17 protein-coding genes and 1 rRNA gene are annotated in these 15828 nt (G+C 43.2%); 11 read left to right on the top strand and 7 right to left on the bottom strand.

Features of this window, described 5'->3' with window-relative positions:
- Positions 1–72: 72 nt before the first annotated feature.
- From GVJ38_RS05880 to GVJ38_RS05860, 5 genes are all read left to right on the top strand, one after another.
- Positions 73–828, top strand: coding sequence for an exodeoxyribonuclease III (locus GVJ38_RS05880; protein WP_159722248.1), 756 nt, complete (start codon positions 73–75; stop codon positions 826–828).
- Between the two features lie 12 nt (positions 829–840).
- Positions 841–1374: a 3'-5' exonuclease gene (locus GVJ38_RS05875; RefSeq protein WP_159722314.1), complete on the top strand. Its 534-nt coding sequence runs from the start codon at positions 841–843 to the stop codon at positions 1372–1374.
- Positions 1375–1553: 179 nt separating this feature from the next.
- Complete coding sequence (locus GVJ38_RS05870) at positions 1554–2174, top strand: hydrolase (RefSeq protein WP_159722247.1); 621 nt, start codon at positions 1554–1556, stop codon at positions 2172–2174.
- Between the two features lie 33 nt (positions 2175–2207).
- Positions 2208–2549: a hypothetical protein gene (locus tag GVJ38_RS05865; protein ID WP_159722246.1), complete on the top strand. Its 342-nt coding sequence runs from the start codon at positions 2208–2210 to the stop codon at positions 2547–2549.
- A 9-nt stretch (positions 2550–2558) separates the two neighbouring features.
- A complete protein-coding gene (locus GVJ38_RS05860; RefSeq protein ID WP_159722245.1) occupies positions 2559–3335 on the top strand; it encodes an alpha/beta hydrolase fold domain-containing protein in 777 nt (258 codons plus the stop codon).
- Positions 3336–3433: 98 nt separating this feature from the next.
- Here GVJ38_RS05860 and GVJ38_RS05855 read toward each other — a convergent pair whose 3' ends face one another.
- The 4 genes from GVJ38_RS05855 to GVJ38_RS05840 all read right to left on the bottom strand — a co-directional run bounded on the left by GVJ38_RS05855 (position 3434) and on the right by GVJ38_RS05840 (position 6368).
- Positions 3434–3955 (bottom strand): GNAT family N-acetyltransferase, encoded by a 522-nt coding sequence (locus GVJ38_RS05855; RefSeq protein WP_159722244.1) that lies wholly within the window; start codon positions 3953–3955, stop codon positions 3434–3436.
- The gene (gene tsaE, locus GVJ38_RS05850) at positions 3952–4407 is read right to left on the bottom strand and encodes a tRNA (adenosine(37)-N6)-threonylcarbamoyltransferase complex ATPase subunit type 1 TsaE (protein WP_159722243.1); all 456 of its coding nucleotides are present in this window, start codon (positions 4405–4407) and stop codon (positions 3952–3954) included. Before tsaE ends, GVJ38_RS05855 begins: the two co-directional genes overlap by 4 nt.
- Before the next feature lie 145 nt (positions 4408–4552).
- Positions 4553–5533, bottom strand: coding sequence for a phosphate acetyltransferase (gene pta, locus GVJ38_RS05845; protein WP_159722242.1), 981 nt, complete (start codon positions 5531–5533; stop codon positions 4553–4555).
- A 151-nt stretch (positions 5534–5684) separates the two neighbouring features.
- Positions 5685–6368, bottom strand: coding sequence for a uracil-DNA glycosylase (locus tag GVJ38_RS05840; RefSeq protein WP_159722241.1), 684 nt, complete (start codon positions 6366–6368; stop codon positions 5685–5687).
- A gap of 116 nt (positions 6369–6484) precedes the next feature.
- On the opposite strand from GVJ38_RS05840, the gene GVJ38_RS05835 reads away from it, so the two are divergent.
- The 3 genes from GVJ38_RS05835 (at position 6485) to GVJ38_RS05825 (ending at position 9129) form a co-directional block, all read left to right on the top strand.
- A complete protein-coding gene (locus GVJ38_RS05835) occupies positions 6485–7369 on the top strand; it encodes a Cof-type HAD-IIB family hydrolase (RefSeq protein ID WP_159722240.1) in 885 nt (294 codons plus the stop codon).
- A gap of 16 nt (positions 7370–7385) precedes the next feature.
- Positions 7386–7901 (top strand): LURP-one-related/scramblase family protein, encoded by a 516-nt coding sequence (locus GVJ38_RS05830; RefSeq protein ID WP_159722239.1) that lies wholly within the window; start codon positions 7386–7388, stop codon positions 7899–7901.
- Between the two features lie 160 nt (positions 7902–8061).
- The gene (locus GVJ38_RS05825) at positions 8062–9129 is read left to right on the top strand and encodes an endonuclease/exonuclease/phosphatase family protein (protein ID WP_159722238.1); all 1068 of its coding nucleotides are present in this window, start codon (positions 8062–8064) and stop codon (positions 9127–9129) included.
- Positions 9130–9197: 68 nt separating this feature from the next.
- Here GVJ38_RS05825 and GVJ38_RS05820 read toward each other — a convergent pair whose 3' ends face one another.
- A complete protein-coding gene (locus GVJ38_RS05820; RefSeq protein WP_159722237.1) occupies positions 9198–11636 on the bottom strand; it encodes a hydroxymethylglutaryl-CoA reductase, degradative in 2439 nt (812 codons plus the stop codon).
- A gap of 154 nt (positions 11637–11790) precedes the next feature.
- Between GVJ38_RS05820 and GVJ38_RS05815 the strand changes: the two genes are divergently transcribed.
- From GVJ38_RS05815 to GVJ38_RS05805, 3 genes are all read left to right on the top strand, one after another.
- Entirely contained in the window at positions 11791–12945 is a 1155-nt protein-coding gene (locus GVJ38_RS05815) for a hydroxymethylglutaryl-CoA synthase (protein ID WP_159722236.1), read from the top strand.
- Positions 12946–13457: 512 nt separating this feature from the next.
- Positions 13458–13907 carry a class Ib ribonucleoside-diphosphate reductase assembly flavoprotein NrdI gene (gene nrdI / locus GVJ38_RS05810; RefSeq protein ID WP_159722235.1) on the top strand — a complete coding sequence of 150 codons (450 nt, stop codon included), beginning with the start codon at positions 13458–13460 and terminating at the stop codon, positions 13905–13907.
- A 79-nt stretch (positions 13908–13986) separates the two neighbouring features.
- The gene (locus GVJ38_RS05805) at positions 13987–14892 is read left to right on the top strand and encodes an L-lactate dehydrogenase (RefSeq protein ID WP_159722234.1); all 906 of its coding nucleotides are present in this window, start codon (positions 13987–13989) and stop codon (positions 14890–14892) included.
- A gap of 29 nt (positions 14893–14921) precedes the next feature.
- Here GVJ38_RS05805 and GVJ38_RS05800 read toward each other — a convergent pair whose 3' ends face one another.
- Entirely contained in the window at positions 14922–15458 is a 537-nt protein-coding gene (locus GVJ38_RS05800; protein ID WP_159722233.1) for a histidine phosphatase family protein, read from the bottom strand.
- 120 nt (positions 15459–15578) lie between these two features.
- A 5S ribosomal RNA gene (rrf, locus tag GVJ38_RS05795) occupies positions 15579–15694 on the bottom strand.
- Between the last annotated feature and the right edge of the window lie 134 nt (positions 15695–15828).

Here is a 15828-nt window from a genome sequence, read left to right as displayed (position 1 = left end):
AGCGTGCAAGCTTTGGCATTTTGCCAGAAGTGTTTTACAATGAGAGCGATGCTAGTTAGAGGAGGAATTTTTTTGAAACTCATCTCGTGGAACGTCAATGGTTTGCGAGCCATCGTTAAAAAGAATTTTATGGAAGTCTTTACCCAATTAGATGCTGATTTTTTCTGTTTGCAAGAAACGAAACTACAAGCGGGTCAAATCGAATTAGACTTGCCCGGTTATTTTCAATATTGGAACTACGCCGAAAAGAAAGGTTATTCCGGGACCGCGATCTTTACTAAATATGAACCGCTTCACGTAACTTACGGTATGGGGATTCCGGAACATGATCAAGAAGGACGTTTGATCACGTTAGAATATGAAAATTATTTTGTCGTGACTTGTTACACGCCTAATTCTCAAAGCGAACTAAAACGTTTGGATTACCGAATGGAGTGGGAACGTGCTTTTTTACAGTACCTCAATCAATTGAATGCTCAAAAACCGGTGATCTTTTGTGGTGACCTCAATGTCGCCCATGAAAAGATCGATCTAAAAAACTGGAAGACCAATCAAAAAAATGCGGGCTTCACCCCACAAGAACGCGAAAAATTCACTGAATTATTGGCTGCTGGCTACTTGGATACTTTCCGCTATTTTTATCCCGAGACAACGGGCGTTTATTCATGGTGGAGCTATCGTTTCCACGCGCGTCAAAACAATGCGGGGTGGCGAATCGATTACTTTGTCGTTTCAAAACGTTTAGCTGATCAATTGGTTGACGCGAAGATCTTAACCGATATCACCGGCAGCGACCACTGTCCAGTGGAACTAGAGATCAATTTATAGGAGGTGTTTTCTCTGAATTTCATCGCAATGGATTTTGAGACGGCGACTTACGAACCACACAGCGCCTGTTCCCTCGCACTGGTGATGGTCAAAGACAGCCAGATCGTCGGCGAATATTATTCCCTCATCAAACCGGAGACCGACTTTTTTTGGAAAAATATCCAGATCCACGGCATCCACGAAAAAGATGTAGCTGATGCTCCGAAGTTTCCAACTGTCTGGCGCGAGATCGAAAAATATTATCAAGCCAATCGGTTAATCGTGGCTCACAATGCTGGTTTTGATACGAAAGTCTTGGCTGGGTGTTTAGCTTATTATGACATCCCGCAACCTCATTACTTATCTTTATGTACCGTGCGGACCAGCCGTAAGCTTTATCCAAATTTTGTTAACCATCGGCTGAACACGGTCTGTGAACAATTACAGATTCCATTAGACCATCACCATGATGCGCTAGAAGACAGCCGAGCGTGTGCAAAGATTTTACTTACACAAGAAAAACGATTTGGCATTGAGCCGTTAAAAAAATTAGTCTTACCGCAATAAAATAGTAGCAGATGAGTGAAGAAAAAATTTCGAGCTCGTCTGCTTTTTTGTTTGAAAAAGTCATTTTAGCTGCTTATTTTCTAGTTTTTTTACCGAATCAGAATGTAAAAAGCGTTTAACTTTCTTTTTATTAGTAAAAGCAGTACTCTGAGGTTGATCAAAGAAAGGATGATGTAAAAATGACTAGTAAAGCACCGCGCGACCCACAAAAAGATGAATTATTAGCGCCTGAAAACAGTGTCTTTGTCTTAATTGATTATCAACCTACCCAGATCAACTCCATCAACTCGATGGACCGTCATGAACTGATTGAAAATATCACGGCGGTGACTGGCTTGATGAAAGCTTATGACGTACCAGTGATTCTTTCTACCGTTAACGTGGCTACCGGCCGCAATCAAGATACGATCCCACAATTAAAAGCCTTATTAGAAAATGAAACGAGCTATGATCGGACTTCCATCAATGCTTGGGAAGACCAAGATTTTTATGATGCGGTAGTCAAGACTGGCCGCAAAAAAATTATTATCGCCGCACTTTGGACGGAAGCTTGTTTGACCTTCCCTGCGCTAGATGCCTTAAAAGAAGGCTATGAAGTCTATCCGGTTGTCGATGCCGTTGGTGGAACGAGCAAGATCGCCCATGAAACTGCATTGCGGCGCATGGAACAAGCTGGCGCTCAATTAACTAGTTTTGCGCAATTAGCCTGTGAGTTCCAACGGGATTGGGACAGGACTGAAAACGTACCGAAATTTGTCAAAGCGATGCAAGATAAAGGAATCTTTTTGAAATTAGTTTAGTCAGTCACAGTCACGATGAAAGAAGTGAGTGAAATGTTAGAAATCGCAGCATCTGTAACTAATTTACAATGGACCACTGAACATCATTTCCGGCATATTCAAAATCAGCATGAATTCATGCGACGCTGGGCCGTTCAATTTGAGTTAGCTTATACTGATTTCAAAACAATCCAAATCGCATTGCAGTTAGCAGAAAAAACCGAACTTTATGAACGCTTCACAAAAGCCTATCAAGCTGTTTATCCTTATGAAGCAGCGTTTGCGATGGACGGCTTAGAAGGCTTCAATGAAAAATTCGCTACTCAGCTTGACGACTATGAACAAGCCCACGATGAGTTATTAGCCGTCTTAAAAGAATTGGAACAATTAAAGTAGGTGAACGTGATGCAAACAGTCGTTTATGATGAAAAAAATCAATCAGCATTAGACGTTTATGAAGCTTCCCACGCAAAAGCCGGGATTATTTTGATCCACGGTGGCGGCTGGTTTCGTGGAGATAAACAAAAAGATCAGCATTTAGCAGAAAAATTAGTAGCAGAGGACTTTACGGTGATCGTCCCAAACTATCGCTTGGCACCACAAAATCTGTATCCTGCACCAGTGATGGACTTGCTAAATGTTTACCAATGGACACTGACAAATTTTCCACAGTTCAAAGGAAAACTCGCCGCATGGGGCTCATCAGCAGGCGGCAACCTTGCCATTGAATTGGCGCTGCAAAAAGGCATTCCCGCGGTCTCTTGGTCGGGGATCATCGATTTAATCGATTGGGTCTCTCAACATGAAGATGTCGTCGCTGCGATGAATCAAGAACAGCATTTCGATCGAAAAGCTTCTAGTAAAATCGATCAAGATGGTGCCAATGATCCGTTTTATAAATGGTTCGTCTTAAACTATGTAGCTGGAGATGAAGCGTTACTTACTCAAGCCGATCCGTTGCAACGCGTCACCAAAACGAGCGGACCACTTTTCTTGGCTAATTCATTAAATGAATTCGTTCCTTTAAGTGGTGTATTCAAATTACAACACGCACTGAGCCAAGAACAAATTGAAACGGTGACTCAGTTGATCCCCGGCAGCGCCCATGGTGAAGGCTACTTATCAACAGCTTATCCCCAAGCTTTACTTTTTGTGAAACAAAATTTGTTCAAAATAGATTAAACTAGCGCTTTGTTAAAAGATAAACGAAAAAATAAAAAAGTCTGAGCTTGCTAAATTGCGTAGGCTCAGACTTTTTTTCGCTCTAAATTGTTTCACAGCTAATCGATCAAGCGCCGCATTAAATCCACTGGCAAAAATTCACCTTCTGCGCTTCGGACACCTCGCGCCAAGGTGCCTTCTTTGACAAAATCAAATTTTTGATACAATCCGATAGCACGTGTGTTGCGAACTTGAACGGTCAATTCCAAACGTCGAATCACACCGCTTGCTTGAGCCCACACGATAATTTCTTCTAAGAGTGCACTACCGAGTCCGATGCCCCAGTAAGCTTTTAAAATACTGATCCCGATTTCACCGATATGGGCAACAGACGGATCGACTGCCGCCTTAACCGAAGCTGTTCCGATGATTTTTTCATCAGCTAATGCCAGTAACAGTAAATTATTCTCACTTTCATAAATATCTGCTAAGTTTAACGCCAACAGCTCTGGCGTCAATTGCATGCCGACTTCATCTAACACTAAAAAATCCGTTTCCCTACTTAATTGTTTCATCACAGCTAAAATCTCGGCGGCGTCAGCTGGGATCGCCTCACGGATCGTGATTGATACATCGCTCATCGTGTCACCTCTTGTTGAATTCGCTTTTTAAATGCTTCGGCTTGTTCACCAAAAGCTGTTAACGTTACACTGCGCGTTTCAGTTGTTGTTTTTGTAATGGTAAGCTCCAAATAATCCAATGGTTTAAATTCTGCCAGCTGATTGCCCCACTCGATCACACTGAGGCCATCCCCTTCAAAATAATCATCTAATCCAAGATCATCAGCGCCTTGTGTGATTCGATAAACATCCATGTGATAAAGCGGAATGCGGCCTTGTTGGTACTCACGAATGATCGTGTAAGTCGGACTTTTGATCATCTGCCCAATCCCTAGTCCACGCGCGATACCTTTAGCAAGTGTGGTTTTACCGGCGCCTAAGTCTCCCGTCAAGATCAAATTATCACTGGGGTGCGCTGCTCGCCCGATTGCTTCGCCCAACGCTTCCATTGCCGCTACATTTTTTATTTCCATTTCATTTGCTCCTCTCGCATCATCTTGTTCAGTATACCGATTCTCTAAAAAAAAGGAAAGTGTACGAATAATGCGACGGACCACCATTTTGTTTTAGCAAAAAAAAACCGCTCATCGGATTTGATGAGCGGTCTGGGTCGATTTTTTAATCCATCAATGTTTGAGCAGCTGTGATGATGGAAAGTTTATAGACATCTTCTTCATTGGCACCACGAGAAAGGTCAGATACTGGTTTGTTCAAACCTTGCAAGATTGGGCCGATTGCTTCGAAGTTTCCTAAACGTTGAGCAATCTTGTAACCGATATTTCCTGATTGTAATTCTGGGAAGACGAAGACGGTTGCTTTACCCGCAACTTCTGAATGCGGCGCTTTTAATTGCGCAACGTTTGCGACATACGAAGCGTCAAATTGCAATTCACCATCTAAAACGATATCAGGCGCCATTTCTTTGGCGATCTTCGTAGCTTCTACGACTTTATCGACTTCTGGTGATTTAGCAGAACCTTTTGTTGAAAAGCTTAACATGGCAACTTTTGGTTCAATATCAAATAACTCGGCTGTCCGAGCAGAATCAATCGCGATTTCTGCCAACTCTTGAGCATTTGGATTCACATTAATCGCACAATCTGAGAACAAGTAACGTTCTTGATCACGACCACGGACCATTAAAAAGGCACCGCTAGTCCGGCTCACACCTGGTTTTGTTTTGATGATCTGAAGTGCGGGACGAACAGTATCGCCAGTTGAATGGATCGCACCTGACACCATTCCGCCAGTGATCCCCATGTAAGTCAACATCGTACCAAAATAATTTTCATCTTTTAAGATTTTTTCGGCTTGCTCTTTTGTCGCTTTACCCTTCCGACGTTCAACAAACGCGTCAACCATTTCATCCCAACGATCAAAGTTATCTGGATCGATGACTTCAAAGTTTTCTAATTGGACTCCCCGTGCATCGGCAGCTTTTTTGATCTCAGCTGGATTCCCGATTAAAACCGGTTCCACAAGTTCTTCTGATTTCATGCGAGCTGCGGCACCTAAAATCCGCGCATCCGTCGCTTCTGGAAATGCGATTTTGATGTTGCGGCGTACGATTTTGAATTTCAAACTGTCAAATAATTCCACTGTTAAATCCCTCCTGTAAATGTTTACTTTCCTATCATACAACATTTCCTAGAAAAACAACAGAATAATTTTACTGTATCACCATGACAAATCTGTTATAAAAGAAATAGCGTTCTTTTCATAAATTGTACCTATAACAGAAAGCGCTGTCTCACTCTACTGTTTCAGGCAGTTGCCAATCGATCGGTGCTTCACCCCAATCTTGCAAAATTTGATTGGTTTTTGAAAACGGGCGCGAGCCAAAAAAGCCGCGATGCGCTGATAATGGTGACGGATGTGGCGACTTGATGATCGCGTGTTTCGTCGTATCAATCATCTTGATTTTTTCTTGTGCAGGTCGACCCCACAAAATAAACACGATCGGTTGTGTTCGAGCGTTCAATTTTTCAATGATGACATCAGTCAACTGTTCCCAACCATGTCCGCGATGGGAGTATGCCTGACCTTCCCGAACTGTCAGTACCGTGTTCAATAATAAAACACCTTGTTTGGCCCAACTAGTCAGATTCCCATGTGCAACAGGTGGAATCCCCAGATCCAATTGCAATTCTTGGTAAATATTGCGCAAAGACGGCGGCACTTTCACTCCTGGTTGAACTGAAAAAGATAGACCGTGGGCTTGATTATATCCGTGGTAGGGATCTTGGCCTAAGATGACGACTTTGACAGCGTGAAACGGTGTAAGTTCCAGCGCCTCAAAAATATGATACATGTCAGGATGGATCTTTTGCGTCGCGTATTCCTGTTTTAAAAATTCACGCAGCTGTAAATAGTAAGGTTTTTGAAATTCTGGTGCTAAGATTTCTTGCCAGTCATTGTGTAAAATCGTTTTCACTCGTAACACTCCTTTAGCAGACCCAAAAGTTTATGAAGAAACCGTTTAGTCGGCTTTACCTGTTTAGAGAATATGGTACACTAACTAAGAACGAGAAGAAAGTTAGGTGAAAGAATTTGATCAAATTAATTGCTTCTGATATGGACGGTACATTGCTAAATCACGCGATGGAAGTCCCTGAAAAAAATATCGCTGCGGTAAAACAAGCCCAAGCAGCTGGCATCGAATTTATCACAGCTACTGGACGCGGTATCGCCCACGCTAAATCTGCACTCGATCATGCCGACATCCACGTCCCGATGATTTTATTAAATGGTGCTCGGATCATCGATGAAGCGGGAAAAACAGTCTTTGCTGCGCCGATCGAACGGGAAAAAGCCTTTCAAATTTTAGATTTATTAGACGCACAACAGATTTATTATGAGATTTTTACCGACGAACATGTTTATTCCCAGAACCAAGCATTTCGGATCGATTTTTTTGCGGATCGCGCCCAAGAGATCATGCCACAACTGACTAAAAAACAAGCGATCGCAACCACTTCCAAAGAAATGTTGAAACTTCCTCTCACCTATGTGGAAAATATCCAACAGCAAGTCCTAGCAGCTGATGAAGAAGTGTTGAAGATCATCGCCTTTGACAAAATCGGGCCTGAACACTTAGCGCCTATCAGAGAAAAACTTCACGCACTAGGCGGACTAGCCGTTACGTCATCGGAAGAAACGAACCTTGAGATCAATCATCAAGATGCGCAAAAAGGGATCGCGCTAGCTCATTACGCTGAATCAAAAGGCTTGACCGCTGACGAGATCATGGCGATCGGTGATAATTTAAATGACATCAGTATGCTGAGCTATGCTAAAACAAGTTTTGCGATGGGCAATGCCGCACCTGAAGTCAAACAAATCGCAACCAATTATACCGCAACTAATGAAGAAAACGGTGTGGCACAAGCGATTGAATACGTATTAGCCCAAAATGGTCCCTCTTTCAATCCATAAAGGGTGGTGACGAAACATGACAGAATTTTTTATTCAAGAAAACCATTTAAGTACCGCCACCCGAACGATCGTCAAAGATGCCGATGGACGCTCCCTTTTTTTACTAGTGGGACATTGGGGCCGCAAAGGAAATGTCTTGTCGCTTTATGCTATGAGCGGCGAGATCGTGGCCTCCATCAAACAAGCTAGCGTGATCTTCGGACGTAAATTTGAGATCTATCAAGGGCAAGCTAAAGTCGGTACACTACATAAGATCTTCAACTGGCCCGGTGATTTTTATTACATCAAACAACTTAACTGGGCTGTCCATGGCAATATTTACCAGCATCGCTATGCAATCAACCATTTTAATGATCGCGTGATGACGATGGACAAAGCAACACTGCTGACGGGCGATTATTACGTGCTTGATGTCACACAAACAAGTGACGCGCCCATCTGTATTTGTATCGCCGCGATCATGGACTACTGGCTTTACAATCGTAAAAAAGATCGGAAGCCTAGTTTACAGATCCGTTTTTCAGCTGAGTAGCCAGCCAGTCGCCGCTCAGTTTGAAAATGCTCTGTTTCCCCAAAAGCACTAAAACTTCGATAACCAAAACGATCTCATTGATCTGATTATGAGATCGTTTTTTGCTGGTTTATTTCAAAACGTTCATTATCCTAAAAATAGTAGTCAAGGAGTTTTCAGTTTGAAAAAAATTTTTCGCTTTTTTATCGGGATTTTTACCGCGGTACTTTTACTATTAGTTTGTTATATCGGCTATTTATTTCTCAGCTATCACCGCTTACCCGCTGAACAGCAGCTCGCCGTTCATACTTCCCCGCGTTCACAGCTAGTCAAAGATAAAACCTATCGCGCCATGACGTATAATATCGGCTATGGTTCTTACCCGCCAAATTATAGTTTTTTCATGGACGGTGGAAAAAAAGCGCGCGCAACGAGCAAACAAGTCGTTCGGCAAAATCTCAACGGTATCATCCAAACGACCCAACAAATCGACCCGACACTCGCCTTTTATCAAGAAGTTGATCAAGCTGGTGATCGCTCGCGACATGTGAATGAAGTCCAGCGATTAAAAAACGCGTTTCCCGACTACGCGAGTGTTTACGGTCAAAATTATGATTCCAGCTATTTATTTTATCCGTTGACCGAACCGATTGGGAAAGCAAAATCAGGTTTAGTGACGTTAAGCCGCACAACAATCAGCCAGAGCCGCCGCTACTCATTACCGATCGAAACGGATTTCAATAAATTTTTTGACTTAGATCGCGCCTTTACGGCTTCCGTCTTGCCAGTCAAAAATGGTCGATACTTGATTGCGATCAATACGCATTTATCAGCTTACACGAAAAATAAAAAGATCCAACAAGCTCAGCTGGATAAACTTTTTACGTTCATGTCTGCAGAAGCCAAAAAAGGTAACTATGTGCTAGTAGCTGGAGACTTTAACCATGATTTGCTAGGAAATAGTCCCCAAGTTTTCCATACGAGTCACCAACGTCTCAGTTGGACGCATCCATTTCCGACACAACAACTACCGGTAGAGTTCACGCAGCCACAAAGCAACTTAGCCCAAGCAAAAATCCCTTCTGCGCGAAATTTGAACGAACCTTATCGCAAAGGCCACACGCTAGTCACACTGATCGACGGTTTTTTCGTTTCCGACAACATCACGGTCAAAACTGTCCGCGTCCGTGACACCGGCTTTGCTTATTCAGATCATAATCCGGTCGAAATGACGTTTAGTTTGCACTAAAGCACTTCTTTTTAATCACAAAAAAAGTACGCGCCAGTTAAATTACTAGCTGGCGCGTACTTGTCGCTTTATTTAAGTCTGCTATTTTTTTGGCGTAATTGGTACAAGAGATTTTCAGCAATGGTTAGATTCATTTGGGGCGCTTGTTTTAATTGTTCACTGATCAGCTCGATCTCTGCTCCAGTAGCTCCCGCACTCATGGCTAAGCTGCGACTTTGCAAACTCATATGACCTTTTTGGATGCCTTCTGTCACCAGCGCTTTTAAGGCTGCAAAATTTTGCGCCAAGCCTACAGCAGCGATCACTTCCGCTAATTCCGCGGCTGAAGTAACCGCCAATAATTTCAAACTCAACTGCGCTTTAGGTAAAATTTTTGTCGCGCCCCCTACGCAAGCGATCGCTAACGGGATCTCCATCTCGCCAACTAATTGATCTTTCTGGATCTCCCATTGCGCAAGCCCACGGTAGCGACCATCTCTAGCAGCATAAGCGTGGCACCCGGCAGCAACTTGACGGGTGTCATTTCCCGTTGCTAAAACGACCGCATCAATGCCGTTCATAATACCTTTGTTGTGGGTCACAGCACGGTAAGGATCAAGTTGTGCAAAGTGACTGGCAGCCACGATTTTTTCCGCGATCAGTTGCGCTTTTTCTGGTTTTGGGTGCAATTTTGAAAGTGGGATCTTGCCTTGAGCTGTGACGGTGGTTTCGGTAGCATAGTTACTTAAAATACTAAATAAAATAGTTTGTTCTGGTAACCACCCGCGAATTTTCTCCGCCACGCCTTCTAAAATCGTATTTAAAATATTCGCTCCCATCGCATCTTTGACATCGACTAAAAGATCGAGGGATAAAAAGTTCGCTGGAAATTCGCGAAAACGCAACGCCGTCAAACCACCGCCGCGCGCAACAATTGACGGATAAGCGGCCTTAGCAGCAGCAAAGATCTCCGCTTCATGTTCTTTCAATGTGGCGCTAACCTTGGCTTGATCTTTGACAGCTTGCAATACGATCTGTCCGATCATTTGGCGATCGTTTGAAGCAGCTTTAAGTCCGCCGGCAAAAAAACGCGCGCCATTACTGGCAGCGGCAATGACAGAAGGCTCTTCCGTCGCCATCGGGATCACATATTCTTTTCCATTCACCACAAAATTTTGGGCAAGACCTAACGGGATCTCCGCTTCACTGATTTTATTTTCGATCAAATGAGTGGCTACCGTATCCGATAAACTCGTCTGATCCAATTTCGCTGCTTCAGCTGCCGTGATTTTTTTTTCAGCTACTAAATGTGCCAACCGTTCGGCAGTCGTCAATTGATAAAATTTCTGCGCATTGGTTTTCGTTTCTGGGCGTGTGATCAATAGCGCAAGCCCGAGGCCACCGCCAATACATAATGAAGCGATCCCAGTTTGTTTATCTAATTGCTGCAATTCTGATAACAAGGTCGTTACGATGCGAGCACCCGTTGCCCCGATAGGATGTCCCAAAGCGATCGCGCCACCGTATAAATTAACTTTTTCAGCTGGTAATTGCAATCTGTCTTGCACTACAACCGAAGCAGAAGCAAACGCCTCGTTGATTTGAAATAAATCGATCTCCGCGGTCGTTTTTTGTTGGGTAGCTAATAATTTTTCGATCGCAGTGATCGGTGCGACACCCATGATACTAGGATCGATCCCGACTTCGCTGTAGCCTGAGATCGTCGCTAAATAAGGCAACTCGTGCGCAAGTGCATAACTTTTAGCCGCTAAAACTAACGCCGAAGCGCCATCGTTTAACGTCGAGGCGTTAGCAGCTGTCACGGTTCCATCCGCTTTGAATACTGGCTGCAGTGTGCTGATTTTTTCTACCGTCGTCTCAGGTCGAATACTCTCATCTTGAGCAAACCAACTGCCATCGGGTAATAAGACGGGAACGATCTCCGCATCAAATTTTCCGTCTGCCGCGGCAGCAGCAGCTTTTTTTTGCGACGTATAAGCAAATTCATCTTGCACTTGGCGACTCACTTGAAATGTCTCCGCGACTTTTTCTGCCGTCAAACCCATATGCTGCTGACTAAAGGCATCTGTCAAACCGTCATAGAGCATGCTAGAAAAAGGTGCTTGCCACGCTTGTTTTTCATAATCGAATTTTGAAACGTTTCCTGCTTGCGACATGCTTTCAGTCCCGCCAGCCACGACTACTTCGGCTTGCCCCAACTGGATCTGCTGCATGCCGTAAATCAAAGCTTTCATACCTGAACCGCAAACTTCATTGATCGTAGTAGCCGGTGTTTCAACTGGAAGTCCGGCATTTAACGCAACTTGGCGCGCAACATTTTGACCATTGCCTGCCTGTAAAACATTTCCAAACAAGACTTGCCCCACATCACGACCGTTGATTTGCGCCCGCCGCAGACTTTCTTCGACCACAAGCTGGCCTAAAGTAACAGCTGAAAAACTTGCTAATTTTCCTTTATATTTGCCGATCGGTGTTCTGACGGCACTTAAAATGACTACCTCTTCCAAGGTGGCACCTCCAATGATTTCGATTAAAGACCGGGCTAGAGTATAGCACAGAGAGTTTTATAATTTCTTAAGAAAATTGAGTTTATTTGAAGACATATGCTATATTACAGAAGGAAAGAAATCGCCACTAGTGGACGACACAAGGAGGAATATGATGAAGATCGGGATTGAAAAAATCGCCTTTCATGTACCAAATAATTATGTCGAAATGACCGACTTAGCTCAAGCGCGGCAAGTCGATCCAAATAAATTTCATATCGGATTAGGCCAAGACCAAATGGCGGTCCTCCCTTACACTCAAGATATCGTAACACTGGGAGCAAACGCAGCACAACGAATCGTGAGTGACACCGACAAAAAACAAATCGCCATGGTGATCGTTGGTACCGAGTCCGCTCATGACTTTTCAAAATCGGCTGCTGTCAGCATTCATCACTTGCTTGGTATCCAACCTTATGCTCGAACTTACGAGATCAAACACGCCTGCTACGGTGGAACGGCGGCTTTGCAACAAGCTCATGATTTTGTGGCTTGCCATCCTGATAAAAAAGTTCTTGTGATCGCAGCAGACATCGCAAAATACGGACTCGCTACTCCAGGTGAACCGACCCAAGGCTGCGGTGCGGTCGCGATGTTAGTCAGTGCTGAACCGAAGATTTTACGTTTTGCAGATGATTCGGTTTATTATGCAGAAGATGTTTATGATTTTTGGCGGCCGGCTGGACATGATTATCCCCTCGTTGACGGACATTTATCTAATGAGATCTATGTCGAGTCTTTTGTCAAAGTCTGGGAAGCAAATAAAAAATTGAATCAGCGCACCGCAAGTGATTATGCTGCACTAACTTTCCATTTACCTTACACAAAAATGGGGCGGAAAGCTTTCGCGGCAATCGCACTAGAAATGTCGACTGCTGATCAAGACCGTTTAATGGCGCAATACGAGCATGCCATCACTTATAGCCGCAAAGTCGGGAACTTGTACACGGGCTCATTATATTTGGGCTTATGCTCATTATTAGATCACGGCACATTAAAAGCCGGCGACCGAATCGGATTATTTAGTTACGGCTCAGGAGCAGTCAGCGAATTTTTCTCATTGATCGTCGAGCCAGACTTCAAACGATCACTGCTGATAGCGGAAAATGAAGCTCTTCTAGCCCAACGAAAAAAATTGACACTCACGGAATACGAAACATTGTTCAAACAAAAGCTCCCTGCAGATGGCGGAACTTATGAATTTGATGACACTAGCAGTTTTGCAATCAAAAAAATCAGCGGAGATATTCGTTATTATCGTGAAGCATAACTTCGTGAACAACTAATTACCAACTAGTAAAAGCTCAACCGAAAGTTTCGGCTGAGCTTTTTTTCGCACAAAAATAGTCTAGCAAGTTAAATGGTAGCCGCACATTTTGCTATCTATTACATTTTTTGATAGCGTTGCGGTCGTGCATAATCAATGCGTCCATCACATTATCTTTTGATCATTACCATCTGGTGGGAGAAAATGGTTCTGTCTGTCTACATCTTCTCTTCCTTGCTAGACCTGATTTCCTTGGTAAGGAGTCTTCAAAATCCCTACTTCCTTTCTGCCATTACAGCACTTCCTGTCGATGAGTGCCTCCACCCACCTTGCTGTATCCTACAACTTACGGGATTACTACCCCTTACACTTATTTTATACCATGTCCGCTAATTTTTTGCAATCGTTTACATTCGGAGTAGCCAAATTTTTTCTTTCAGCAACTTAACGAAAGAGTGCTATAATATTTTTTTGAAGCCACTGGCGATCTATTTTTAGCAAAAGGAGTTTTTCCCATGAAACTGATTTATATTTCTATTTCCGGCAACACGCGTTCATTTGCAAAACGTTTAGCCGAATATGCTGCAGCTCAGCAAACAACTGATCCTACTGCTCCTACGATCACTTTAAAAGAGATCGATGACAACTCGCCTTTTGAAGTTGAGACCGAAAATTTTTTTGCGATGGTCCCGACTTATTTAGAAGGTGGTAACGGTGTCGACAATGGAGATGTAGAAATTTTGACGGATGTTTTACGTGACTATTTAGATTATCAAAACAATTATCGCTATTGTTTAGGTGTCATCGGTAGTGGCAACAAAAATTTTAATCGCCAGTACTGTTTAACCGCTAAACAATATGCGGCACAATTTGATTTTCCTTTTCTTGCAGATTATGAATTACGGGGAACAACGGCTGACTTGGAACGAATTTATCAATTATTAAAAACAGCCAATCAGAATTAAAACATTTCTCATTTTTTAGTTGACAAACTCCCTGAAGAGGTCCATGCTTTTTTTAATGAAGAAAAGGAGATGCTTCGAAATGAAAAAAGCAGCTATCATTGGACTGGGACATGTAGGCAGCACGGTTGCCTATACATTGATCGCCCGTCAATTAGTGGATCAACTTGTCTTTTTTGATCATAATGAAAAAAAGATCAATGCAGAGGTCAATGACTTAATCGATGGTCAAGTGGGCCAAAACGGTTGGGTCGAGATCTTACCGAGTGATGAACGTGAATTAAGTGATTGTGATTTGATCATTTTTTCAGCTGGTGACATCACGATTTTACAAGGAACGACCGATCGTTTTGCCGAATTAAATTACACAAAAACTGTTGTAGCTGAATGGGCACCAAAAATCAAAGCATCTGGATTTAACGGCGTATTGCTCGACATCACAAATCCCTGCGATGTCGTTACTCAGTATTTACAAGAATTAACTGGTTTACCTAAAAATCAAGTGATCGGTACGGGGACGACTTTAGATTCTGCGCGGATGAAACACGCTGTTGGTAAAAATTTGAACTTACATCCGAATACGATCGAGGGCTACGTGATCGGTGAACACGGCAATTCACAGTTTGTTGCTTGGTCCAGCGTTAGAGTGGCTGGAAAACCAATTACAGAAAATTACACACCCGCGCAACTAGAAAAATTTGATCACGATGCTCGTGATGGCGGATGGGTCACGTTTGCTGGTAAAGGTTATACTTCTTATGGTATCGCAAACCAAGCGGCTATCGTTGCAGAAGCCATCCTTACGAATAGTCGGATGATCTTGCCGGTCTCCAATTACAGTGCAGCAGATGGTTGCTATGCTGGACATCCCGCTATCGTCGGTGCCGGTGGGGTCAGTCAAGATTTCACCTTACAATTGACCTCAGCTGAACAAGAAAAATGGCAGCATACGATCGAAACGATCAAACAAATGCATGCTTCGATCTAACAAAAAAGCGTTGATCAGTTTCTTTTTGATCAGCGCTTTTTTTCTAATGGAACTAAAGTAGCATTCGGGGTCCGTAATTTGAAAAATTCCGCATTTTCTAAAGGCTCAAAATAATTCCGAATAGCGCGGATCAATCCATTATGACAAACTAATAAATACGTATTCGCTTCATCGGCTAAAACTTCTTCTAAGAGCGGCACCACGCGAGCATAAATATCTAATACGGATTCTCCGTTTGGAAAACGTTTAGCGAATTGTACTCGAGCTTTTTGAAACGCAGGTGTCGATTGTGGCATCCCATCAAAATCACCATAGTTCATCTCCACCAAACGCTCGTCAGCGATCATTGGCAAATGATTCTTATCTGCTACCGCTTGAGCCGTATCTTTCGCGCGTTTTAAAGGTGAATGGATAATTTTTGTAATCGGTTGTTCCAAACGACTCACTTCTTCGGCTAGCTCTTTTGCTTGTTGCTGTCCTACTTCTGTTAAAGGGACATCCGATAACCCAGAAATCAACTCGGCAACATTCCACGTCGTTTGTCCATGTCGTGCGACATAAAGCAACTAAATCTCCCTCTTTCTTTCACATTGCTCGATTATAGCAAAGCTGTTGCTGGAAAATCAAGGCAAACAGTGAATTCGAAATAAAAAAAGTCATGCAGCTTTCACTGAATGACTTACGTTGCGTGGCGACGTCCTACTCTCACAAGGGGCAACCCCTCACTACGATCGGCGCTAAGAAGCTTAACTTCTGTGTTCGACATGGGAACAGGTGTATCCTTCATGCTATCGCCACCACACTATTTAATTGAGTAAACTTCGTTCACTCAAAACTGGATTCAGAAACTTTAAACAACCGAAAATCATTTTGGTTAAGTCCTCGATCGATTAGTATCAGTCCGCTCCATGCATCACTGCACTTCCACTCCTGACC

It is taken from the genome of Enterococcus sp. CSURQ0835 (assembly GCF_902706605.1).
In the GTDB taxonomy this organism is placed as follows: Bacteria; Bacillota; Bacilli; order Lactobacillales; family Enterococcaceae; genus Enterococcus_A.
This window is presented reverse-complemented; position numbering and strand designations above follow the sequence as displayed.